Below are 18,917 nucleotides of genomic sequence, written 5' to 3' on the forward strand. Positions count from 1 at the left end.
CCTGCAGCATGTCGTCCTAGTGCCCGTTCCGAGGCGCGATCGTGAAAAGATCGCAAAAAAATTGTAGACACAAAGAAATTTTAGTGACTAAACTTTCGTAGTCAATAAAAATAAATCAACGCTAACAGCAAGGGGAAACAACATGATGAAAATGATGGGACCAGCATTGGCCGCAGGGGCGGCAGCGCTGTCGATTGCAACCGGCGCGGCGGCAAAGGAGCAAATCAATGTAGGGCTTTGCGTCTCTTGGCCCGGATACGCCATGCTTGAGCTTGCTCAGCAAAAGGGGTTGGCCGAAGGGTATGAAATCAACAGCGTCATTTTTGACGACCCCTTGGGGGGACAGGCTGCTTTGGCTGCGGGCCAGATCGACATTTATGAATGCACCGGGGATTATACGCCGCTGGCGATTGACCGCGGAACCGGGGTCGTGACCGTTGCCTTTGCGAACCCGTCATATGGTGTGGACCATGTTATTCTGGCCCCAGGCATGGATGCCTCGACCATGAAGGGATCGCGCATTGGCGCCCCGCAGGCCTATATCGGTCAGTTGTTGATGGGTGTCTGGATGGACAGCGAAAACATTCCGCTGGATGACGTCACTTGGGTCAACCTACTCGCGGACGAGGCGGTGGGGCCGATGCTGTCGGGTGATCTGGCCGCTGCTTATCTGTATGAGCCTTGGATCACGCGCGTGATGGAGAATCTTCCGGGGGCATCGTCGGGTGGCAACACCGGCGAAGACTGGATGCTGGAAACCGGCATTTTCACCGATGTGATCTATATGAACGGCGATTTCATCAACAACCACCGCGGTGCTGCATTGGACCTGCTGAAGGCCCGGTTCGATGCTGTTGGCTGGTGGCATGACAACACCGCTGAAGGCAATCAGCTGATGTCGGACTTCTTGCAATGGCCGGTGGCCGACATCGAATCCGTCATCGGCAGCAACGGGAAATTCCTGAAGGGCGGGATCTACATGTATGACTTTGATGAATCTGCCAGAGTTTGTGGCGCGTTGGAAGGTGATCCACCTTTCGGTCTGGAAAATGGCTCTATCACCACGGTCATCAAAACGATCAATGATTACTGGGTGCGTTTCGGCCTGATGACAGAGGTCCACGACCCCGCCGCTGGCGTCGATTGTACGCTCATGGCCGATCTGGTTGACCAAGGCTATCGTCAAGCCATCGAAGCAAACGAATAAAACAACATTCCGTTCAGGGGGCCGACAATGGTTGGCCCCCTATTTCGGGAAACCCGATGTTAGGCAGCATACATGAGCAATTTATCTAAAAGGACTGCGCGAACCCCCATCCTTCAACTGCGCAAGCCGGTGTCCTCGAAGCAATCCATCCTGTCAGCGATTTTTATCTGGGCATTATTTTTTGCTGTCTGGGAGGGAATGTCACTGGCCGGGATGGTCAATGATCTGCTGGTGCCGGCCCCGCATGTCGTCCTTACGACGTTGGTTGATATGTTCGCGAACCGTGATTTGCTGTCGGATGTTCTCATCAGTATCTGGCGGGTCGTGTTCAGCTTTGGGATCGCCTGTGCGATAGCTGTCCCGCTGGGCATAGCGATGGGATCGTTTCCGGCTGTCGAGGCTGTGTTCAATCCGTTCGTTTCCGCGTGGCGTTACCTTCCTGCGCCGTCGTTCATTCCTATTTTGCTGATGTGGTTTGGGACCGGTGAAACGCCCAAGCTGGTGCTCTTGGTCATCGGCGTGATCTTTTTCCTGATCACGATCATCATGGATCACACGCGCGAGGTGCGTGGGGAACTGATTGAGACGGGGCTGACCTTGGGTGGAAAACGCTGGACCATTGTCCGCACCATCATTTTGCCCGCTGTGCTGCCGCACGTCATGACCGCCATGCGCCAGATGCTGGCAGTGACCTGGACCTATCTGGTGATTGCTGAAATCGTCGCGTCGACCACTGGTATCGGTGCGATGATGATGCGCGCGCGACGGTTCCTGCATACCGACGAAATCATGGCTGGCATCGTTGTCATTGGTGTTCTGGGGCTGTCATTCGACATCCTGTTCCGCAAGGCACACCGCTGGTTCTTTCCCTACATTCAGGATCGGAGACACTGATTTGTCCGCAGCTCAACACATCAACACGATAGATGCGTCATCGGCAAAAATGGTCGTAGACGGTGTTTCCAAACGGTTTTCTCTGGGCAAGGGCCGCGAGATTCAGGCGATTGCCGAAGCGACCTTTACCGTCGAAGAAAATGAAATCTGCACAATTCTGGGTTCGTCCGGTTGTGGCAAGTCCACGGTTCTGCGGATGATGGCCGGACTTGAAACCCCGACCACTGGCGAATTGCGTCTGGACGGCCACGTGATTGCAGGTCCTGACCGAGAGCGCGGCATGGTGTTTCAGGCCTATACCTCGTTCGATTGGCTGACCGTCCGGGGCAATGTCGAATATGGTATGCGTATTAACGGTGTTCCGAAACAAGAACGTCGCGCGCGGACGCAGGAATTTATCAAGCTTGTGCATCTGGAGGGGTTTGAGGATGCGTACCCCTCGCAGCTATCGGGTGGCATGAAACAGCGCGTCGCGATCGCTCGCACGTTGGCGAATGATCCTGCGCTGCTCTTGATGGACGAGCCATTTGGCGCGCTGGACGCTGAAACACGTTGGCACATGCAGGAACTATTGGTCGATATTGCCGAAACGGCCAACACGACCATGGTGATGGTCACGCATGACATCGAAGAAGCGATCTATCTGGGTGATAAGATCGTATTCATGTCCAGCCATCCGGGGCGGGTTCATGAAATCATCGTACCTGAATTCAAACAGGGCAAACGTTATGTCAGCAAAGAGCAGGTTCTGGGACTGGACGGCTATGGTGATCTGGAAAAATACATCATGCGCCTGATGCAGGAACAAGGCTCCAAGGACGAACGCTGAGGCGCCGAGTGCCATATGAGAAAAGAGAAACACCATGAGCGATAGTTATTTCCACCCGGTTTCGGGCTTCGATTTGCCGCGTTTCGCCGGGGTGGCGACATTCATGCGTCTGCCGCATGTGGGTCTGGAGGACCCGCGATTGTCAGATGTGGATGTCGGCCTGATCGGTGTTCCGTGGGATAGTGGGACCACGAACCGGGCAGGGCCGCGGCATGGTCCGCGACAGCTGCGCGATATGTCGACCATGATCAGGGCGCAGAACGGTGCGACCGGCGTCCGTCCGTTCGAAATGGTGAACTGTGCAGACCTTGGCGATGTGCCCCCCAACCCGGCAGATATTCAGGAAAGCATGAAGCGGATCACGTCGTTCTACGACACAGTTCTGAAGGCCGGAATATTCCCGATGACTGCTGGGGGCGATCATTTGTCGACGCTGCCTATTCTGCGGGCTGTGGCGGCCAAATCGCCGGTGGGAATGATTCATTTCGACAGTCATACCGATCTGTTCAAGGACTACTTCAATGGTACGCAATACACCCACGGAACACCGTTCCGCAGAGCTGTGGAGGAAGGACTGCTCGATCCTCAACGGGTTTGCATGATCGGTATTCGTGGGACCACCTACGATAGCGAGGATCGTGACTTTGCCAAAAGTGTGGGAATTCGCGTCATTCCAATAGAAGAGTTCCATGCCCGAGGTGTGAGTGATGTCATGTCAGAAGCGCGCGAGATTGCCGGTTCCGGTGACACCTACATTTCCTACGATATCGACTTTATCGATCCTGCTTTTGCGCCGGGCACAGGAACGCCCGAGATCGGCGGTCCGAACAGCTATCAGGCAATAGAGGTTGTGCGCCATCTTGTGGGTGTGAAAATCATCGGTGCTGATTTGGTCGAGGTGTCGCCGCCATTTGATAGCTCCGGCGGCACAGCATATCTGGGGGCATCGCTGATTTTCGAAATGCTATGCGTGATCGCGCCGACATTGCGGCCAGATACGGCAACAGCCTGACTTTGGGTTCGGGGCTGAACGCGCAACGGCGCAGATACCCGAACCAGTCCATGTTTTGAACGAATCGCCATGCCTGATAAGCTCCTTGAGGGGGCGATGGCATGAAGAGGATTATTTCCGCGGTATTGGGCGTGTGTCTTGGCTGGGCCGGTCTGGCGATCGCAGAAGTGAAGCCGCTCGGGCAGTATATTACAACCCCACCGATCAACGGTATTCACAAGCCCGCTGACAGGTATCGTACCACGCTTGGCTACAGCATCGCGTCGGCCTTTACCTTTCAGATGGCGATCCGCGAAAGCCTGTTCGGCAACGTGGCTGCCACGCTGACTGGTACCGAGCAGTTGCAGATGATCGCGATCAAGCGGGGCCAAGCGGATTTTGCCGCGCATGAAGGGTTGGCAGGCATGGCCTATTCCGCCGCCCTCGCGCAGGATCTGTCGCAACTCTACATTCGGTCGCTGGATGACAATCGGCTTAGCCTCGCGTGGGGCACGATGCCCTATGCGATCATGTCCGATGTGGCGGCCAGCTGTCTGGTAACCAACATACCAAAGTTGATCAGTCCCAGTGCCAACCTCACCCCTCGGCCAATCAGCGAAGCGCTTGGTCAACTGGAACAAAGTTTGTTGGCCAAAGGTGAACAGAATGTAGCAAAGGAACTGGCGGCGGCCCGTCTGGTGCTGACAGCGCGCGACATGCGCTATGCGGCGATGATGAAACCCATGTTCCGTAAATCGCTGGCTCTGCAGGTGGGCCAAAACCTGACGGAAACCCAAATGACCGAGTTGCTGTCGGAGTCGGTTCTGGCCACAGTGATTGGTGACTGGGCGCAGTCTTTTGGCGCCAATACCGAATATCTGCTGGTCGGCTTTCGTGATCAGCTGATCCGGGATGTCGCGACGTATCAGTGCCCTTGCGCCATGAATCCCAAGCTGAACGGCCCACCAGTTGGCTGGATTTTCGGATCACGCGGCACCTATCTGACACGGCTGGGGTACTTGATGTCTCAGCAGCTGGCCCCGGCGTGGAACCCGGTTATCAATACTGGCATGGCGGGTGCCGTAACGGAGCTGATGGCTGATGAGCGTGCGGACATTGCGAAGAAGAAGGCGGAAAATCCCGCTGCCTACAGCACCTATATGCGGGCGTTTCTGATTGATCTGGAAACCCTTGAAAAAGAGCAGATCAAGGCGATCCAGTCTGGCGCGGCGATGAGTTTTATCGAGGGAGTCACGACCAATGTCGTCTTTGGCCTAATGAACGTGGCGATGGGGGGCGGGACGTTTGCGGCGGCGGCGACGATTATCGCAAATGCGGGTTATGGCGCTTGGGGTGCTTACGATGATTATTCGGAAGAATTGCAAATCCGCATTGCGATGTCGGCCATGCGCGAATTGGTCATGCAGGATGTCATTCGCCACGGCACCTTGTGCGGTTGTGGGGCAGGGGTGGTGCCCAAACCCGTTAAGGCCATACATGGCCAAGGGCCTTCGCAATGAGCGCGCAGATGATCCGACTATGCGCCGCGTTGCTGTTGACTGCCGTTGCGTCTCTGGCCCTAGCACAGCAAGGGACCGAGCCAGTCGCGCTGCAGCTGAAGCGTACCGATACGCCCGGCAGCACAGGCATCCAGTACCGAATTACCCTGACCAATGACGCCAGTGTGGATACGCCGGTGTTTGCGCCGGTCATCGATGCACCATCGCATTGGCTGAAAAACATCAAGATTGCGCCTCGCGAGACAACGATACCGGCAGGGCGCGCGCAGAATTTCACCGTGACCTATGATGTGGTGCCCGACGCGCCGCCGGATCAGGGCGAAACGCTGATGGTTTACTTCCCGATGGGTGATGCGCTGCCGCTGCACCAGTTGGAGATTGCCGTGGGGTTTGGCGGCACGGTGCCCGCCCTGCCGGAATTACTGGAACCCAAGATTGATATGGTTGAGTTTCGCGAAACCTTTGAGGCGGGCAGCACGGGGAACGGTATCGTTTTCTCGGTACATAATTCCACCGCCTATCCGGTCGAAGAACTGAGCCTGCGGCCACACATGCCGTCGCAGTACATGTTGCTTGATCGGATCGAGCCGCTGGGTCTGACGCTGGACCCCGGAGAAACCGCAGATATCACCGCCTATTTCTCGGTGCGAGAAGACGTGGCCGAGGATGTCGAGGATAGTGTCGAATTTCATTTTGACACCGCGGATGGCCCGGACCTGACGCTGGGCGCATATCGCCTGATTGCGCTGATCGAAGCGGCCGAAGAGGCAGAGACCGTTGCAGAGTGCAATTCTGCCGTTGAGGCGGGTGGGGATGCCGGTGGTGGCGTGACGGTGGATCTGGGTGGATTTACGGGTCGGGCGGGATTCACCTGGGAGATGTACAACGTCAAGGATCAGATGAACGTGACTGTCGGTGGCGTCAGTCAGACCACCGGCTGCGTCAGCCATTCGGGCACGATCGTTTTGGACGTCCCACCCGGTGCGGGTACTGCCAAGGTCGAAGTCGTACCCAATTGTGAGGGCACGACTGGCACACAATGGACTTTTACCTTTGAATGTCCGCTGGCCTCGGATGTGACGGCGGATGGCAGCGGCAACGCATTAGATCAGGGCGCGCAGGCGGGCGCTACTGGTGCTGCAATCGGGGCATCGCAAGGCACGCAAGCGGCGGGTCCGGGGGCGGCGACCACAGGGTTGGGTGCACCGGTGCAACCCGCGCCGCCCATGCTGCCACCGATCCAGCATAGCGGCGCAACGGTGGCGGAGAGCGATAACAACGACGACATTGCATCGGCCATGCCGATCGGGCTGGGAGATGCGGCGACGGGCGCAATCGACCCCAGACGCGATGCCGATTTCTACAGGGTGAACATCCCCAAGCAGGGTGAGTTGACCATTGCCTTTCCTCGGGTTCCCACGGGGGTCAACATCACCTTTCGGGTGCTGCGTCCGGACGGCGGGGTGATTTCTGGCTGGCATACTGCGCCAGCGGCGGGTGTCGCATTCGATCATAAGGTGGATATCTCGGCGGCAGGCACGGTAATGATCGAAGTGCGCGACGCCTATAACGACGCTGACAGTCCGACCAGCTATGTGATGCAGACCAGCTTTGTGCCGACGCAGGACCACGGTGAACCCAACGACGATCTGGCGCAGGCGACGCCATTAGCATGGAATGTCGAAACCCGCGCCAACATCCTGCCAAAAGGCGATGCGGATCACTACGTTGTCACGGCGCCACGTCAGGGCAGGATGACCGTGCTGTTCACAGAGAGTGGGCCAGAGACGGCGATGACGTTCCGTGTGCTGGAGGCCAGTGGCGCGGTTCTGCGGACTTGGCAGACGGCAGCCAGCTCTGGTGCGATACATCAGGCATGGGTCGATCTGCCCAAGCCGGGCCGCTACGTCATTGAAGTCCGCGATTCCTACAACGATGCGCGATCTGCGACGCCCTATGTGATCGTTGCCGCGTTGGATCAAACCCCTGACAATGGCGAGCCGAACGATACCATGTCCGAGGCCACGCCAATTACCATCGGGCAGGTGCTGGATGCCAGTATCCTGCCTAAGAGTGACGGCGATATGTACCAGATAGACCTGCCGCATCAGGGCGAGTTGAGCGTTGATTTGCCGCGTTCGGCCCCCGAGACGAACCTGACATTCCGCGTGCTGGATGCGGTGGGTGGTGTGGTGCGCAACTGGCAAACCGCGCCAGCAACCGGCGCGCCCTATCGCGGCTGGGCCGATATTGCCACGCCGGGCCGTTACATCATCGAAATGCGTGATGCCTATAACGACGCCGCATCACCAGTGCCCTATCGGTTTGAGACGGCATTCCGTCCCACACAGGATTGGGCCGAACCGAATGGAACGGCCTCGACCGCGACGCCGGTGCAACTGGATCAGAGCTATGCCGCGCATATCCTGCCAAAAGCGGATGGAGATATGTATCGCGTTACTGTGGATCATCCCGGCGTATTAGGGATTGACGTGACCGCCAGCGGGACAGAAACCAACATGACGGTCCGGGTCATGCGCGCCGATGAAACCGTGGTGCGCAACTGGTCGACTGCGCCGTCTACGGGAGCACCCTTTGATACGTCAGCCGACCTGCCAGCGGCAGGTGCGTATCTGGTCGAGTTCCGCGATGCCTATAATGATGCGCGTTCTGCCGACCCTTACCAGTTCGCGTTGCACCACACCGCCAGTGTGGATGTCTTGGAGCCGAATGATGTCTCTGGACAAGCTACGGCAATCGGTATTGGCCAATCGATAGTCGCGGCGATTTTCCCAAAGGGCGATCACGATCTGTATTCCGTTACAGCATCGCGCGCCGGCGATCTGGTGGTGACCCTGACTGACAGCCCTGATGCGCTGAACATGGTGGTGCAGGTCGAGCGGCCAGACGGAACCGTCGTTCAGGGGTGGCGCGGGGCGACAATCGCGGGCGATCTGTTCGAGGTTGATATTTCGATCTCTGCGCCGGGTGTTCATATCCTGCGGTTTGCCGACGCGTATTCCGACGCCCGATCGCCCGAAGGGTATGCATTCCGCGTCGGTCTGCGCTGATGAGTTGGACCGCCGGGACGTTTTCGCGATCGCGCGACTAGCGAAGGCAGGGATTTCCTTGTTAGGCTGCCGGAACGACCCACGCCCGAAGGCACCATTTTCATCGTGGTGATGAACGTCGATCTGGAGGAAATCGTTTGAACAGTAAACTGCCGCTCATTTTTGATGGGCATAACGATGTTTTGCTAAAGCTGTCATTGGCGGGCGGGAATGCTGCGATCAAGAGTTTCCTTGATGGACGGAACGGCCACATTGATCAGGCTCGCGCCCGCAAGGGGGGGTTGGTGGCGGCTTTTTCGCAATCTTTGTCCGCTCACCCTTTGATCTGGATGAAAAGATCTCTGAGATGAGCAAGCCGCAATACGATCTGCCGTTGCCGGAACCGATCCCTGCCAGTGAGGCATTGCCCACGGTGATGGAGCAGGCCGCTTTGCTGTTCCGGTTGGAGGAGGCCGGTGCGGTGCGCATCTGTCGCAGCACTGCGGATATTCGCAAATCCTTTGCCGAGGGGCGCATCGCGGCGATCATGCATATCGAGGGCGCTGAGGCGATTGATCCAGATTTTTATGCGCTGGACGTTCTTTACCGTGCGGGCTTGCGGTCGATCGGGCCAGTCTGGAGCCGCCCGACAATCTGGGGGGAGGGTGTGCCGTTCCGGTACCCTTCGACCGGGGATATCGGCGGAGGGCTGACCGAGCATGGCATAGCGCTGGTCAAGATCTGCAACGCGCGTGGAATCATGGTGGATCTCAGCCATCTCAACGAGGCCGGATTCTGGGATGTGGCCAAGCATAGTGACGCGCCATTGGTTGCAACCCATTCAAATGTGCACGCAATCAGCCCGCACGCCCGGAACCTGACCGACAAACAGCTTGCAGCCATAGCGGAAAGTGATGGTATGGTCGGATTGAATTTTGCTGCGGCCTTTCTCCGGGAGGACGGCCAGATGAAGGACGATATCCCGCTTGAAACAATGTTGCGTCATCTGGACCATCTGATGGCAAAGCTGGGAGAGGACCGGGTCGGTCTAGGGTCGGATTTCGATGGTGCAATGGTGCCAAAAGCAATCAGCGACGCAGGGGGGCTGACAAATCTGCGCGATGCAATGCGTGCGCATGGATACGGCGAAGATCTGATGGAGAAGCTGTGTCATAAGAACTGGCTGCGTGTTTTGGACAAGACCTGGGGTACAGGCGAGAAGGCATGAAAGCCCAAAGAACAACAACAGAGAGGACGATAATGATGAAACGAATTACCAATATTCTGGCCAGTGTGGTGCTGGGGCTGAGCGTCGGTGTGACCGGCCTACCTGCTGTGGCGGAAACGCCGCCGAACATGCTGGTCGTTGCCAACCGGATCGATGACATTACCACACTGGACCCTGCCGAAAGCTTTGAGTTCGCGGGTGCAGACGTCAGTCGCAACGTTTATGGCAAGCTGGTCAACTTTGACCCGATGGATCTGGCGGCGGGCTATGGTCCCGATCTGGCAGAGAGCTGGACCGTGTCCGAAGATGGCAAGACCATCACATTCACCATGCGCGAAGGCGTCAATTTTCATTCGGGCAATCCGGTGACGGCTCAGGATGCTGAATTCTCGCTGCGCCGTGCGGTGATCCTGAACAAGACTCCCAGCTTCATCCTGACGCAGTTCGGCTTTACTGCCGAAAATGTGGGCGAAACCATCGTGGCGGATGGCAACACGTTGTCGATCACGACGGACAAGCGTTATGCGACATCCTTTGTTCTGAACTGCCTGACTGCCACGATCGGCGGCATTGTCGACATGAAGACGGTCATGGCCAATGAGACCGATGGTGACATGGGCAACGCATGGCTGAAAACCAATACCGCAGGGTCCGGTGCCTACAAGGTAGACAGCTGGAAGCCCAACGAGAGCGTCACCCTGTCCGCCAATCCCGATTTCTATCTGGGGGCCCCGTCGCTGGAGCGTGTCATCGTGCGCCACGTACAGGAAAGTGCCAGCCAGCGGCTGCTGCTGGAACGCGGCGACATTGACCTGGCCCGCAACCTGAACCCGGATGACGTCAAGGGTATGGACGGCGCCGAGGGTATTGATATTCACACCGAACTGCGCGGGCGACTGATGTACATCTCGCTGAATGGCAAGCACCCGGTCCTGTCCAAGCCTGAAGTGAAGACCGCGATCAAGTACCTGATCGACTACGAAGGAATGCAGAACAGCTTCCTCGATGGTCAGTACACCATTCACCAGAACTTCCTTCCGGCCACCTATCTGGGAGCTATCGACGATGCGCCCTATGCGCTGAATGTTGAAAAGGCCAAAGAGCTGCTGGCATCCGCTGGTGTGGAAGGTCTGGAAATCACCGCCGGTGTCCGCGAAGCGCAGGAACGGGTCGAGATCGGTCAATCGCTGCAAAACACCTTTGCCCAAGCGGGGATCAAGCTGAACCTTGTGGTGGGAACCGGCAAACAAACTCTCTCCAAGTATCGTGCGCGTGAACTGGACATGTATATCGGTGCTTGGGGTCCGGACTATCCTGATCCGCACACCAATGCCGGTACGTTCGCCTATAACCCCGACAATTCGGACGAGGCGGGCGCGACTGGCCTGCTGGCATGGCGCAATGCATGGGACACTGGCGGGCTGACCGAAAAGGTCGATGCAGCCGTAGTCGAAGGGGATCGTGACAAGCGTCGCGCGATGTATGAAGAGATTCAGCGCGAGTTTCTGAAAACGGCACCTTTTGCGGTCATGTTCCAGAAAATTGAACAGAACGGCAAGAATGCAGCAGTCCAGAACCTGAACCTGGGCGGCGCAATCACAGCGATTTCTTACTGGCCTGTGACCAAATAAATGGCGCTGGTCGAATCCAGTGAAAAGGGCCGACGACGTTCGGCCCTTTTTTCCCGTTATGTGGTGCCCACTGCAAAGACTTTGATCTCGATTGCTGTGACGATGCTGGGCCTGTTGCTGGTGACCTTTGTCATTGGCCGGGTGATGCCGATCGATCCGGTTTTGTCTATTGTCGGAGAAAGCGCCACCAAGGCGACCTATGATGCCGCGCGCGAGACGATGGGGTTGGACAAACCTGTGATCGTGCAGTTTTTCTATTACCTTCGGGATGTTTTGCACGGTGATTTCGGTGTTTCCCTGCTCAATTCGCGCCCCGTTGCCGAAGATATCAAACGGGTATTTCCCGCGACGTTGGAACTGGCCACGCTTGGCACCCTCATGGGGGTGTTCCTCGGGGTGCCGCTGGGAATTTATGCTGCTGTAAAGCGTGGTACATGGATCGACCAACTGGCGCGCGTGGTGGCCCTGATTGGGTATTCGATGCCGATTTTCTGGCTGGGCCTGATGGGGCTGCTGGTCTTTTACGGCATTCTCGGCTGGGTCGGTGGGCCGGGCCGTGTCGGCATATTCTATGTTGATGTCGTGCCTTCGGTTACCGGCATGATCCTGATCGATTCCATCCTTGATGGGAACTGGACCGTGTTCAAGAATGCGTTCAGCCATATCATTCTGCCGGCGTCGTTGCTGGGCTACTATTCGTTGGCCTATGTCAGCCGCATGACCCGATCGTTCATGCTGGAGCAATTGACAGCCGAGTACATCACCACAGCGCGGGTCAAGGGGCTGCCGGAACGCACGGTGATCTGGCGTCACGCCTTTCGCAACATTCGCGTGCAATTGATCACTGTCATCGCGCTGAGCTACGCCACGTTGCTGGAGGGGTCGGTTCTGACCGAAATCATCTTTTCGTGGCCGGGAATTGGATCCTACATCACCACCGCTCTGCTCTCGGCGGATATGAACGCCGTGATGGGTGGAACCGTGGTGGTCGGGCTGGTGTTCGTGCTGCTCAACATTTTTTCTGACCTGCTCTACAAGGTCTTTGATCCGAGGGCGCGATAATGGCCGGACCGATGGCAGGGCAAAGCTGGCGCGACTGGCTGACGACCGATACGCCGACATCGCGCAATCATGCGCGCGCGGCGTCGTTTTATCATGGCTGGCTCACGTTGCGTGCCAATCATATGGCGATGATCGGCTTGGGAATTTTGGTGTTTCTCGTGCTTGTTGCGGCCTTTGCCCCGTTTCTTGCGCCGCGCGATCCGTTTGTGCAGGATTTGAGCGGGCGGTTGCGACCACCAGGCACTGACGGTCATGTGCTGGGCACGGACAGTCTGGGGCGCGATATTCTCAGCAGGTTGATCTATGGATCGCGCATCACGCTCTATATCGTTACGCTGGTCGCGTTGATCGCGCCGGTTGCCGGGCTGTTGGTTGGCACAATCGCCGGATATACAGGTGGGTGGGTAGACGCCATTTTGATGCGTATTACCGATATTTTCCTAGCGTTTCCCCGACTAGTGTTGGCACTGGCGTTTGTCGCGGCGCTGGGGGCCGGGATCGAGAACGCCGTGCTGGCGATCTCGCTGACCGCTTGGCCGCCGTATGCGCGGATCGCCCGGGCGGAAACCCTGACGATCCGAAGCTCTGATTTCATCTCGGCGATCAAGTTGCAGGGCGCAGGGCCGATCAGGATTATCACCAAGCACATCTGGCCGCTGTGTATTTCTTCACTGATCGTTCGGGTCACGCTCGATATGGCCGGAGTGATTTTGGCGGCTGCCGGGCTCGGCTTTCTGGGTCTTGGCGCGCAGCCGCCCAGCCCGGAATGGGGGGCGATGATTTCTGAGGGGCGCAAATTCATTCTGGATCATTGGTGGGTGGCCACCATGCCGGGACTGGCGATTTTCACCGTATCGCTTGCGTTCAATCTGTTAGGTGACGGGCTGCGCGATGTGTTGGACCCCAAGGAGGGTGCGGGATGAACAATCTGCTGGATATCGAGAACCTGCGCGTCACCTTTCCCACTCGTCAGGGCGAGTTCGAGGCCGTGCGCGGTGTGTCGTTCACTTTGGGTCGGGAACGGCTGGGCATCGTCGGTGAAAGCGGGTCGGGCAAGTCGATGACGGGGCGCGCGATCCTGCGCCTGATCCGACCGCCGGGCCGGATCGAGGCCGACCGGATGGAGCTGAATGGCCGCGACATGATGGGCATGAGCGAAAAGGAAATGCAACAGGTGCGGGGTCAGAAGATTTCGATGGTGATGCAGGATCCCAAGTTTTCGCTGAACCCCGTGATGCGCATTGGCGAACAGATCATCGAGATTTACCGTTTCCATACCAAGGCGCCACACAAGGCGGCGTGGAACAAGGCGATCGAGATGCTCGAAGCAGTGTCGATCCGCGACCCCGAGCGGGTGATGCGGGCCTACCCGCACGAGATGTCGGGCGGGATGGGGCAACGCATAATGATCGCTATGATGCTGGTGACGGAACCGGAGATCCTGATCGCGGACGAGCCGACATCGGCGCTGGATGTGTCCGTGCAAACCTCGGTTCTGACGATCATAGACCGGCTGGTAACGGACCGAGGCATGGGATTGATCTTCATTAGTCACGATCTGAATCTGGTTGCGTCGTTCTGCGACCGGGTGCTGATCATGTATGCCGGGCGCATCGTCGAAACCTGCGCCGCAGATCAGTTGCACGAGGCCAAACACCCCTATACGCGCGGGCTGCTGAATTCACTGCCCCGACTGGAAGCACCACAAAAGCGGCTTGAGGCATTGAACCGCGACCCGGCCTGGGCCGAGGCGCCAAGTGTGAGTGGTCGCCAATGAGCACTTTGGAATTGGACAAGCTGAACGTCTGGTTCGGCGACAGATACGACCGTGTCGATGCTGTGCGCGGGGCCACGTTTACGGTTCCTTCGGGGGCAAGTTTCGGGCTGGTCGGCGAAAGCGGGTCGGGCAAATCTACCATTCTGCGTGCTTTGGTCGGGTTGGTCCCGACTTGGTCAGGTACGATGAAGGTGGATGGTGCCCAACTGGGGAAATCGCGCCCGCGCTCTTTTTTCCGAGATGTGCAGATGGTATTTCAAGATCCTTATGCGTCGCTTCATCCACGCCATTCGGTCGATCAGGTGTTGGGCGAAACGCTGAAGCTGCATGGTTTCAAGGACATAGACAAGCGCATTCAAAAGCTTTTGGCCGATGTTGGTTTGGGCCCGAAGTTTCGCTTTCGTTATCCACATCAGTTATCAGGCGGGCAGCGTCAGCGTGTGGCGGTGGCACGCGCCCTTGCACCAGAGCCGTCGGTGTTGTTGCTGGATGAACCGACATCGGCACTGGATGTGTCGGTGCAGGCCGAGGTGCTGAACCTGCTGACCGATCTTCGCGACACGCGTGGGCTGACCTATCTGATGGTGTCGCATGATCTGTCGGTGGTCGCGCATATGTGTGAACATATTGCGGTTATGCAAAACGGCGAAATTGTTGAGCTTTTGGGTGTTGAGGCCATGCGCGCAATGGCACCAGAACATCCCTACACTCAGCATTTGCTGGATAATTCTCTGGGTTACAAGCCCACTACGGATCCGACTGAGTAAAGCAGGCTGATTTGTCCTGTCGCGTCGCAGAGGAATTTTCTAAACTGGACATTACCTAACAACTTCACAAAGATAGATATAGCGCGCGGATACAATGTCTGGCGTATGAGCGCCTGTTAAGCGCCCGGCATCTGGGCATTAACAAGCGCAAGGTTTTTATATCGGGGGAAGAAAATGAAACTTTCACGTCGTATCTTTTTGAGTGGAGTCGCTGCGGCGCCGCTGCTTCATATGGGCACTCTGCCCGGCTTTGCCGCAGACCGTGTCTTCTTTGGTATCGCCACTGGTGGCACCGGGGGAACCTATTATCCTTTGGGTGGTATGCTGGCGCAGCTGATTTCGAACACAGCCGAAATTCCCGATACCAAGCTCTCCGCGACAGCAGAGACCGGGAATGCGTCGGTTGCTAATGCCCAGCTTCTGGGACGTGGCGAGATTGAATCCGCTTTTGTCGCCGCTGATATTCTGGATGCCGCCTACAAGGGGATAAACCAGTTTGACGGGTCGGCAACCGAAAATGTCCGTGCAATCGGCGCGCTTTATCCCGAAACGGTCCAGTTGGTCGTGCGTGCTGACTCTGGCATTGAAACCTTCGAAGACCTCAAGGGCAAGACGATCTCTTCCGGTTCTCCGGGATCGGGCCAGTGGCAGCTGTTGGGCGATCTGATGGTGGCGCATGGCATGACACGCGAAGACGTCTCTGAAGATTTCTCGTCCTTCTCGCAGTCGGTCGACAAGATCAAGGATGGCAACCTAGATGCGTCTCTGATTACCGCAGGCTCGCCCACGTCGTCGGTCACGGATCTGGCCAACGGCCACGACATCCGCATCGTGCCGCTGAACGGCCCCGCGATTGCCAAGTTGCAGGAAACGCAACCGTATTACGCGAATGCGATCCTTGCAGGGGGCACCTACAAGGGGCAAGACAATGACGTTGAAACGCTCGCTGTGCGGGCGATCTGGGCGACCCATGCGGACGTGTCGGACGACATCATTTATGCTGTGACCAAGGCTCTGTACGAAAACACAGAAACGCTGGGCAACGTGCATCCGAAGGGCAAGGAAATCTCGCTCGACAAGGCACTGGAAAGCGTTTCTGTCCCGCTGCATCCGGGCGCCGAGAAATATTATACGGAAAAAGGCATCAAGTGATGTCGCAATGCGGCACCGTTGGTGTCCTTGGGGTGGCCCTATGGGCCATCCTTTCTTTGTCTGGGGTTACATATGCGGCACCGTCTTTGTGCCTGAACAGCCATCCATCAGACAAGCCATTGAATATATATCCTCTTGATACTATAGGATCCTTTTCATTGAGCTTCATTCATTCTGTCTCGCGAACACCGGTTTTGGATACCTATCAGATCGACGCGGGGCAAATCGTCCAGACCTCGGAAATCTTTCAGGCGCATGGCGCTGGGCTGCCCTCACTGGGCAATGAGATGAACGCAACGGGATGGCGACACGAGAACGGGCAATTCATCCTTGATCTCGACCGTCCCATCGGCGCCATGATCGTGCGCGTCCAGCCGGAATATAAAAATACCCTTCATATCGCAGACCAAACCATCGCGCTTGCATCTCTGGGGCATTCGGCTCTACGGATCGCGGCCTGTGACCCATCGGAGTAAACATGTCAGAGACCAAGCACACCGCCGCCCCGGATGACCGCGAACTGACCGCCGATGAAATCGAGGCGTTGGTGCGTGAATACGATTCTGAATCGAACTTTCGCGACCTCAAGGGGCTGGTTGCCCGGCTTGTCACCATCGCCTGCGTCGCCTTGTCGATCTTCCATGTTTACACTGCTGGATTTGGCCTGCTGAACGAGGTGACGCACCGCACCATTCACCTAACCTTTGTCATGGGGTTGGTGTTTTTGGTGTTCCCGCGCCGCCGTGCCAGCCCGACGCGCCGATTGTGGATCGACAGCGCGATTTTCGGCACGTTCTACCTTTATATCATCTACGATCTTGTCATGGCGCTGCCGCCTTCTGCGCTTACCTACATCTTTGCGGCTGTGATGGTGCTGCTGACGGTTCTGACCTTACCGATCAAGGGGCGGGGCGTGCCGGGCAGCAAGGTGGCGCTGCGCGACTGGGTGTTCGCCATCCTTGGTGCCGGGTTCTCGTTGTATCTGGTGCTATTCTTCCGCGACGTGTTTATCACCAACGTTGGTTCGCCTCGACCGCAGGAATACATGATGGGCCTGATCGCCATTATCATGACGCTGGAGGCGACCCGCCGTACCATGGGGCCAACCTTGGCCTTTATCGGGGTGTTCTGCGTGGCCTATGCGATGTTGGGACCCTACATGCCCGGCATCATGGGCCATCGCGGCTATAACATCCTGCGGATCATCAACCATCTCTATGTCGGGACCGAAGGGATATACGGCGTCGCTGTCGGCGTTGTGGCGACCTACGTGTTCCACTTTGTCCTGTTCGGTATTCTGGCCCAGATGAGCGGTCTGGGGCAGCTGTTCATCGACCTTGCCACCATCGTCGCGGGCCGTGCCTCGGGCGGTAGCGCCAAGGTGTCGGTCGTGTCCTCGGGCTTTTTCGGGATGATTTCCGGGTCTCCGATCGCCAACACGGTGACAACGGGCGCTTTCACCATTCCGCTGATGAAGAAATCCGGTTTCACGCCGCGCTTTGCCGGGGCTATCGAGGCATCAGCATCCTGTGGCGGGCAGGTGACGCCGCCGATCATGGGGGCGTCGGCCTTTGTGATGACCGAAATGCTGGGTGTGCCCTATAACGAGATTATCCTGATCGCGATCATCCCGGCGGCGTTTCACTATCTGGCGATCATGCTGATGGTCCATCTCGAGGCCAAGCGCCTGGGCCTGTCGGGTTTGTCCGCTGACAAGATCCCGCAATTCAAGGCAGTTCTCAGCAAATCATGGCACCTATTCGTGCCCTTGGGTGTCATGGTGGCGCTGCTGCTGATGCAATACACGCCGTTTCTGGCAGCCTTCTGGGGCATTATCCTGACAATCGTTTTTTCCTATGTGCCTCTGCTGATGCGCGGGCTGGGAAATACCTCGATGGACACGGGTACCGTGTTGACCCCGCCGCGCCTTGTGCGCGGGTTCGAGGATGGCGCAAAATTCGCACTGGCCATCGGGGCTGCCTGTGCCTGTGTGGGCTTCTTGCTGGGGATCACGACGCTGACCGGACTGGGGTTCAAATTCTCTGCTGCGGTGGTTGAACTGGCCTATGATCTGGCCGGGTTCATGACCGCAATAGATTTTACCGGTTTGCTGAACGAAAAAAGCATGGCGCTGTTCTTTGGCCTCGTGTTCGTGGCGATCGCCTGCATCATCATGGGGGCGGGTATCCCGACCACACCGACCTACATCATCCTTGCCTCTATTGCGGCACCGGCCCTGATGAAATTCGACATTCCGCTGATTGCCACCCATTTCTTTGTGTTCTATTTTGGTGTGCTGGCGGATGTAACGCCGCCTGTCGCGCTGGCGGCGTATGCTGCTGCGGGCCTTGCGCGGTCTGACCCGATGCAAACCGGCATGACGGCGTTCCGATTGTCGATGGGCAAGGCGCTGGTGCCCTTCATGTTCATCTATGCGCCCAGCCTGCTGTTTGTTGATTTCTCGATGGTTGAATTCGTCGCGGCGCTGATCAGTGGGATTGTCTGTATCGTTGCGCTATCGGCGGCATATATCGGCTATTTCAAGGCACCGCTGCATACGCTGGACAAGGTTGCCTTGACCATTGGGGGCTTGTTGCTCATCTCGACATCATGGCTGGCGATGGCAATCGGTGGCGCGCTGGTGCTGGCGATTTTCCTGCGGAATGCGCGGAGTGCAACGCCTGCGGTGAGTTGACGCCGCATTCTGAAATGGCGACCGTCAAAAAGGAACGGCTTCCGGTTCGGGCTGCGTTAGATGCATCCGGTTTCGGGGGCCGCGCATATGTCGCTTGTCATGGCAACGACGCGG

14 protein-coding genes and 1 pseudogene are annotated in these 18,917 nt (G+C 57.4%); all 15 read left to right on the plus strand.

Annotated elements, in window-relative coordinates:
• Nucleotides 1–142 precede the first annotated feature (142 nt).
• Complete coding sequence (locus N7U68_RS15045) at nt 143–1,207, plus strand: ABC transporter substrate-binding protein (protein WP_263047344.1); 1,065 nt, start codon at nt 143–145, stop codon at nt 1,205–1,207.
• Nucleotides 1,208–1,279: 72 nt separating this feature from the next.
• Nucleotides 1,280–2,101, plus strand: coding sequence for an ABC transporter permease (locus tag N7U68_RS15050; protein ID WP_263047345.1), 822 nt, complete (start codon nt 1,280–1,282; stop codon nt 2,099–2,101).
• A gap of 1 nt (nt 2,102) precedes the next feature.
• Nucleotides 2,103–2,930, plus strand: a complete 828-nt coding sequence (locus N7U68_RS15055) for an ABC transporter ATP-binding protein (protein ID WP_263047346.1) — start codon at nt 2,103–2,105, stop codon at nt 2,928–2,930.
• A 34-nt stretch (nt 2,931–2,964) separates the two neighbouring features.
• A complete protein-coding gene (gene speB, locus N7U68_RS15060) occupies nt 2,965–3,942 on the plus strand; it encodes an agmatinase (protein WP_263047347.1) in 978 nt (325 codons plus the stop codon).
• 101 nt (nt 3,943–4,043) lie between these two features.
• Nucleotides 4,044–5,441, plus strand: a complete 1,398-nt coding sequence (locus N7U68_RS15065; RefSeq protein ID WP_263047348.1) for a hypothetical protein — start codon at nt 4,044–4,046, stop codon at nt 5,439–5,441.
• Nucleotides 5,438–8,512, plus strand: coding sequence for a hypothetical protein (locus N7U68_RS15070; RefSeq protein ID WP_263047349.1), 3,075 nt, complete (start codon nt 5,438–5,440; stop codon nt 8,510–8,512). Before N7U68_RS15065 ends, N7U68_RS15070 begins: the two co-directional genes overlap by 4 nt.
• A gap of 137 nt (nt 8,513–8,649) precedes the next feature.
• Nucleotides 8,650–9,719: pseudogene (locus tag N7U68_RS15075) on the plus strand (dipeptidase).
• A 35-nt stretch (nt 9,720–9,754) separates the two neighbouring features.
• Nucleotides 9,755–11,350, plus strand: coding sequence for an ABC transporter substrate-binding protein (locus N7U68_RS15080; RefSeq protein ID WP_263047350.1), 1,596 nt, complete (start codon nt 9,755–9,757; stop codon nt 11,348–11,350).
• Nucleotides 11,351–12,412 carry an ABC transporter permease gene (locus tag N7U68_RS15085; protein WP_263047351.1) on the plus strand — a complete coding sequence of 354 codons (1,062 nt, stop codon included), beginning with the start codon at nt 11,351–11,353 and terminating at the stop codon, nt 12,410–12,412.
• Nucleotides 12,412–13,335, plus strand: a complete 924-nt coding sequence (locus N7U68_RS15090; RefSeq protein WP_373322930.1) for an ABC transporter permease — start codon at nt 12,412–12,414, stop codon at nt 13,333–13,335. Before N7U68_RS15085 ends, N7U68_RS15090 begins: the two co-directional genes overlap by 1 nt.
• The gene (locus N7U68_RS15095) at nt 13,332–14,189 is read left to right on the plus strand and encodes an ABC transporter ATP-binding protein (RefSeq protein ID WP_263047352.1); all 858 of its coding nucleotides are present in this window, start codon (nt 13,332–13,334) and stop codon (nt 14,187–14,189) included. Before N7U68_RS15090 ends, N7U68_RS15095 begins: the two co-directional genes overlap by 4 nt.
• Nucleotides 14,186–14,956: an ABC transporter ATP-binding protein gene (locus N7U68_RS15100; RefSeq protein WP_263047353.1), complete on the plus strand. Its 771-nt coding sequence runs from the start codon at nt 14,186–14,188 to the stop codon at nt 14,954–14,956. The genes N7U68_RS15095 and N7U68_RS15100 overlap by 4 nt, the downstream gene beginning before the upstream one ends.
• 174 nt (nt 14,957–15,130) lie before the next feature.
• Entirely contained in the window at nt 15,131–16,108 is a 978-nt protein-coding gene (locus tag N7U68_RS15105; protein ID WP_165194264.1) for a TAXI family TRAP transporter solute-binding subunit, read from the plus strand.
• 158 nt (nt 16,109–16,266) lie between these two features.
• Complete coding sequence (locus N7U68_RS15110; protein ID WP_165194262.1) at nt 16,267–16,584, plus strand: DUF1850 domain-containing protein; 318 nt, start codon at nt 16,267–16,269, stop codon at nt 16,582–16,584.
• A gap of 2 nt (nt 16,585–16,586) precedes the next feature.
• Nucleotides 16,587–18,803 carry a TRAP transporter permease gene (locus N7U68_RS15115; RefSeq protein WP_165194261.1) on the plus strand — a complete coding sequence of 739 codons (2,217 nt, stop codon included), beginning with the start codon at nt 16,587–16,589 and terminating at the stop codon, nt 18,801–18,803.
• Nucleotides 18,804–18,917: the final 114 nt, after the last annotated feature.

The organism is Roseovarius pelagicus, assembly GCF_025639885.1.
Lineage (GTDB): Bacteria > Pseudomonadota > Alphaproteobacteria > Rhodobacterales > Rhodobacteraceae > Roseovarius > Roseovarius pelagicus.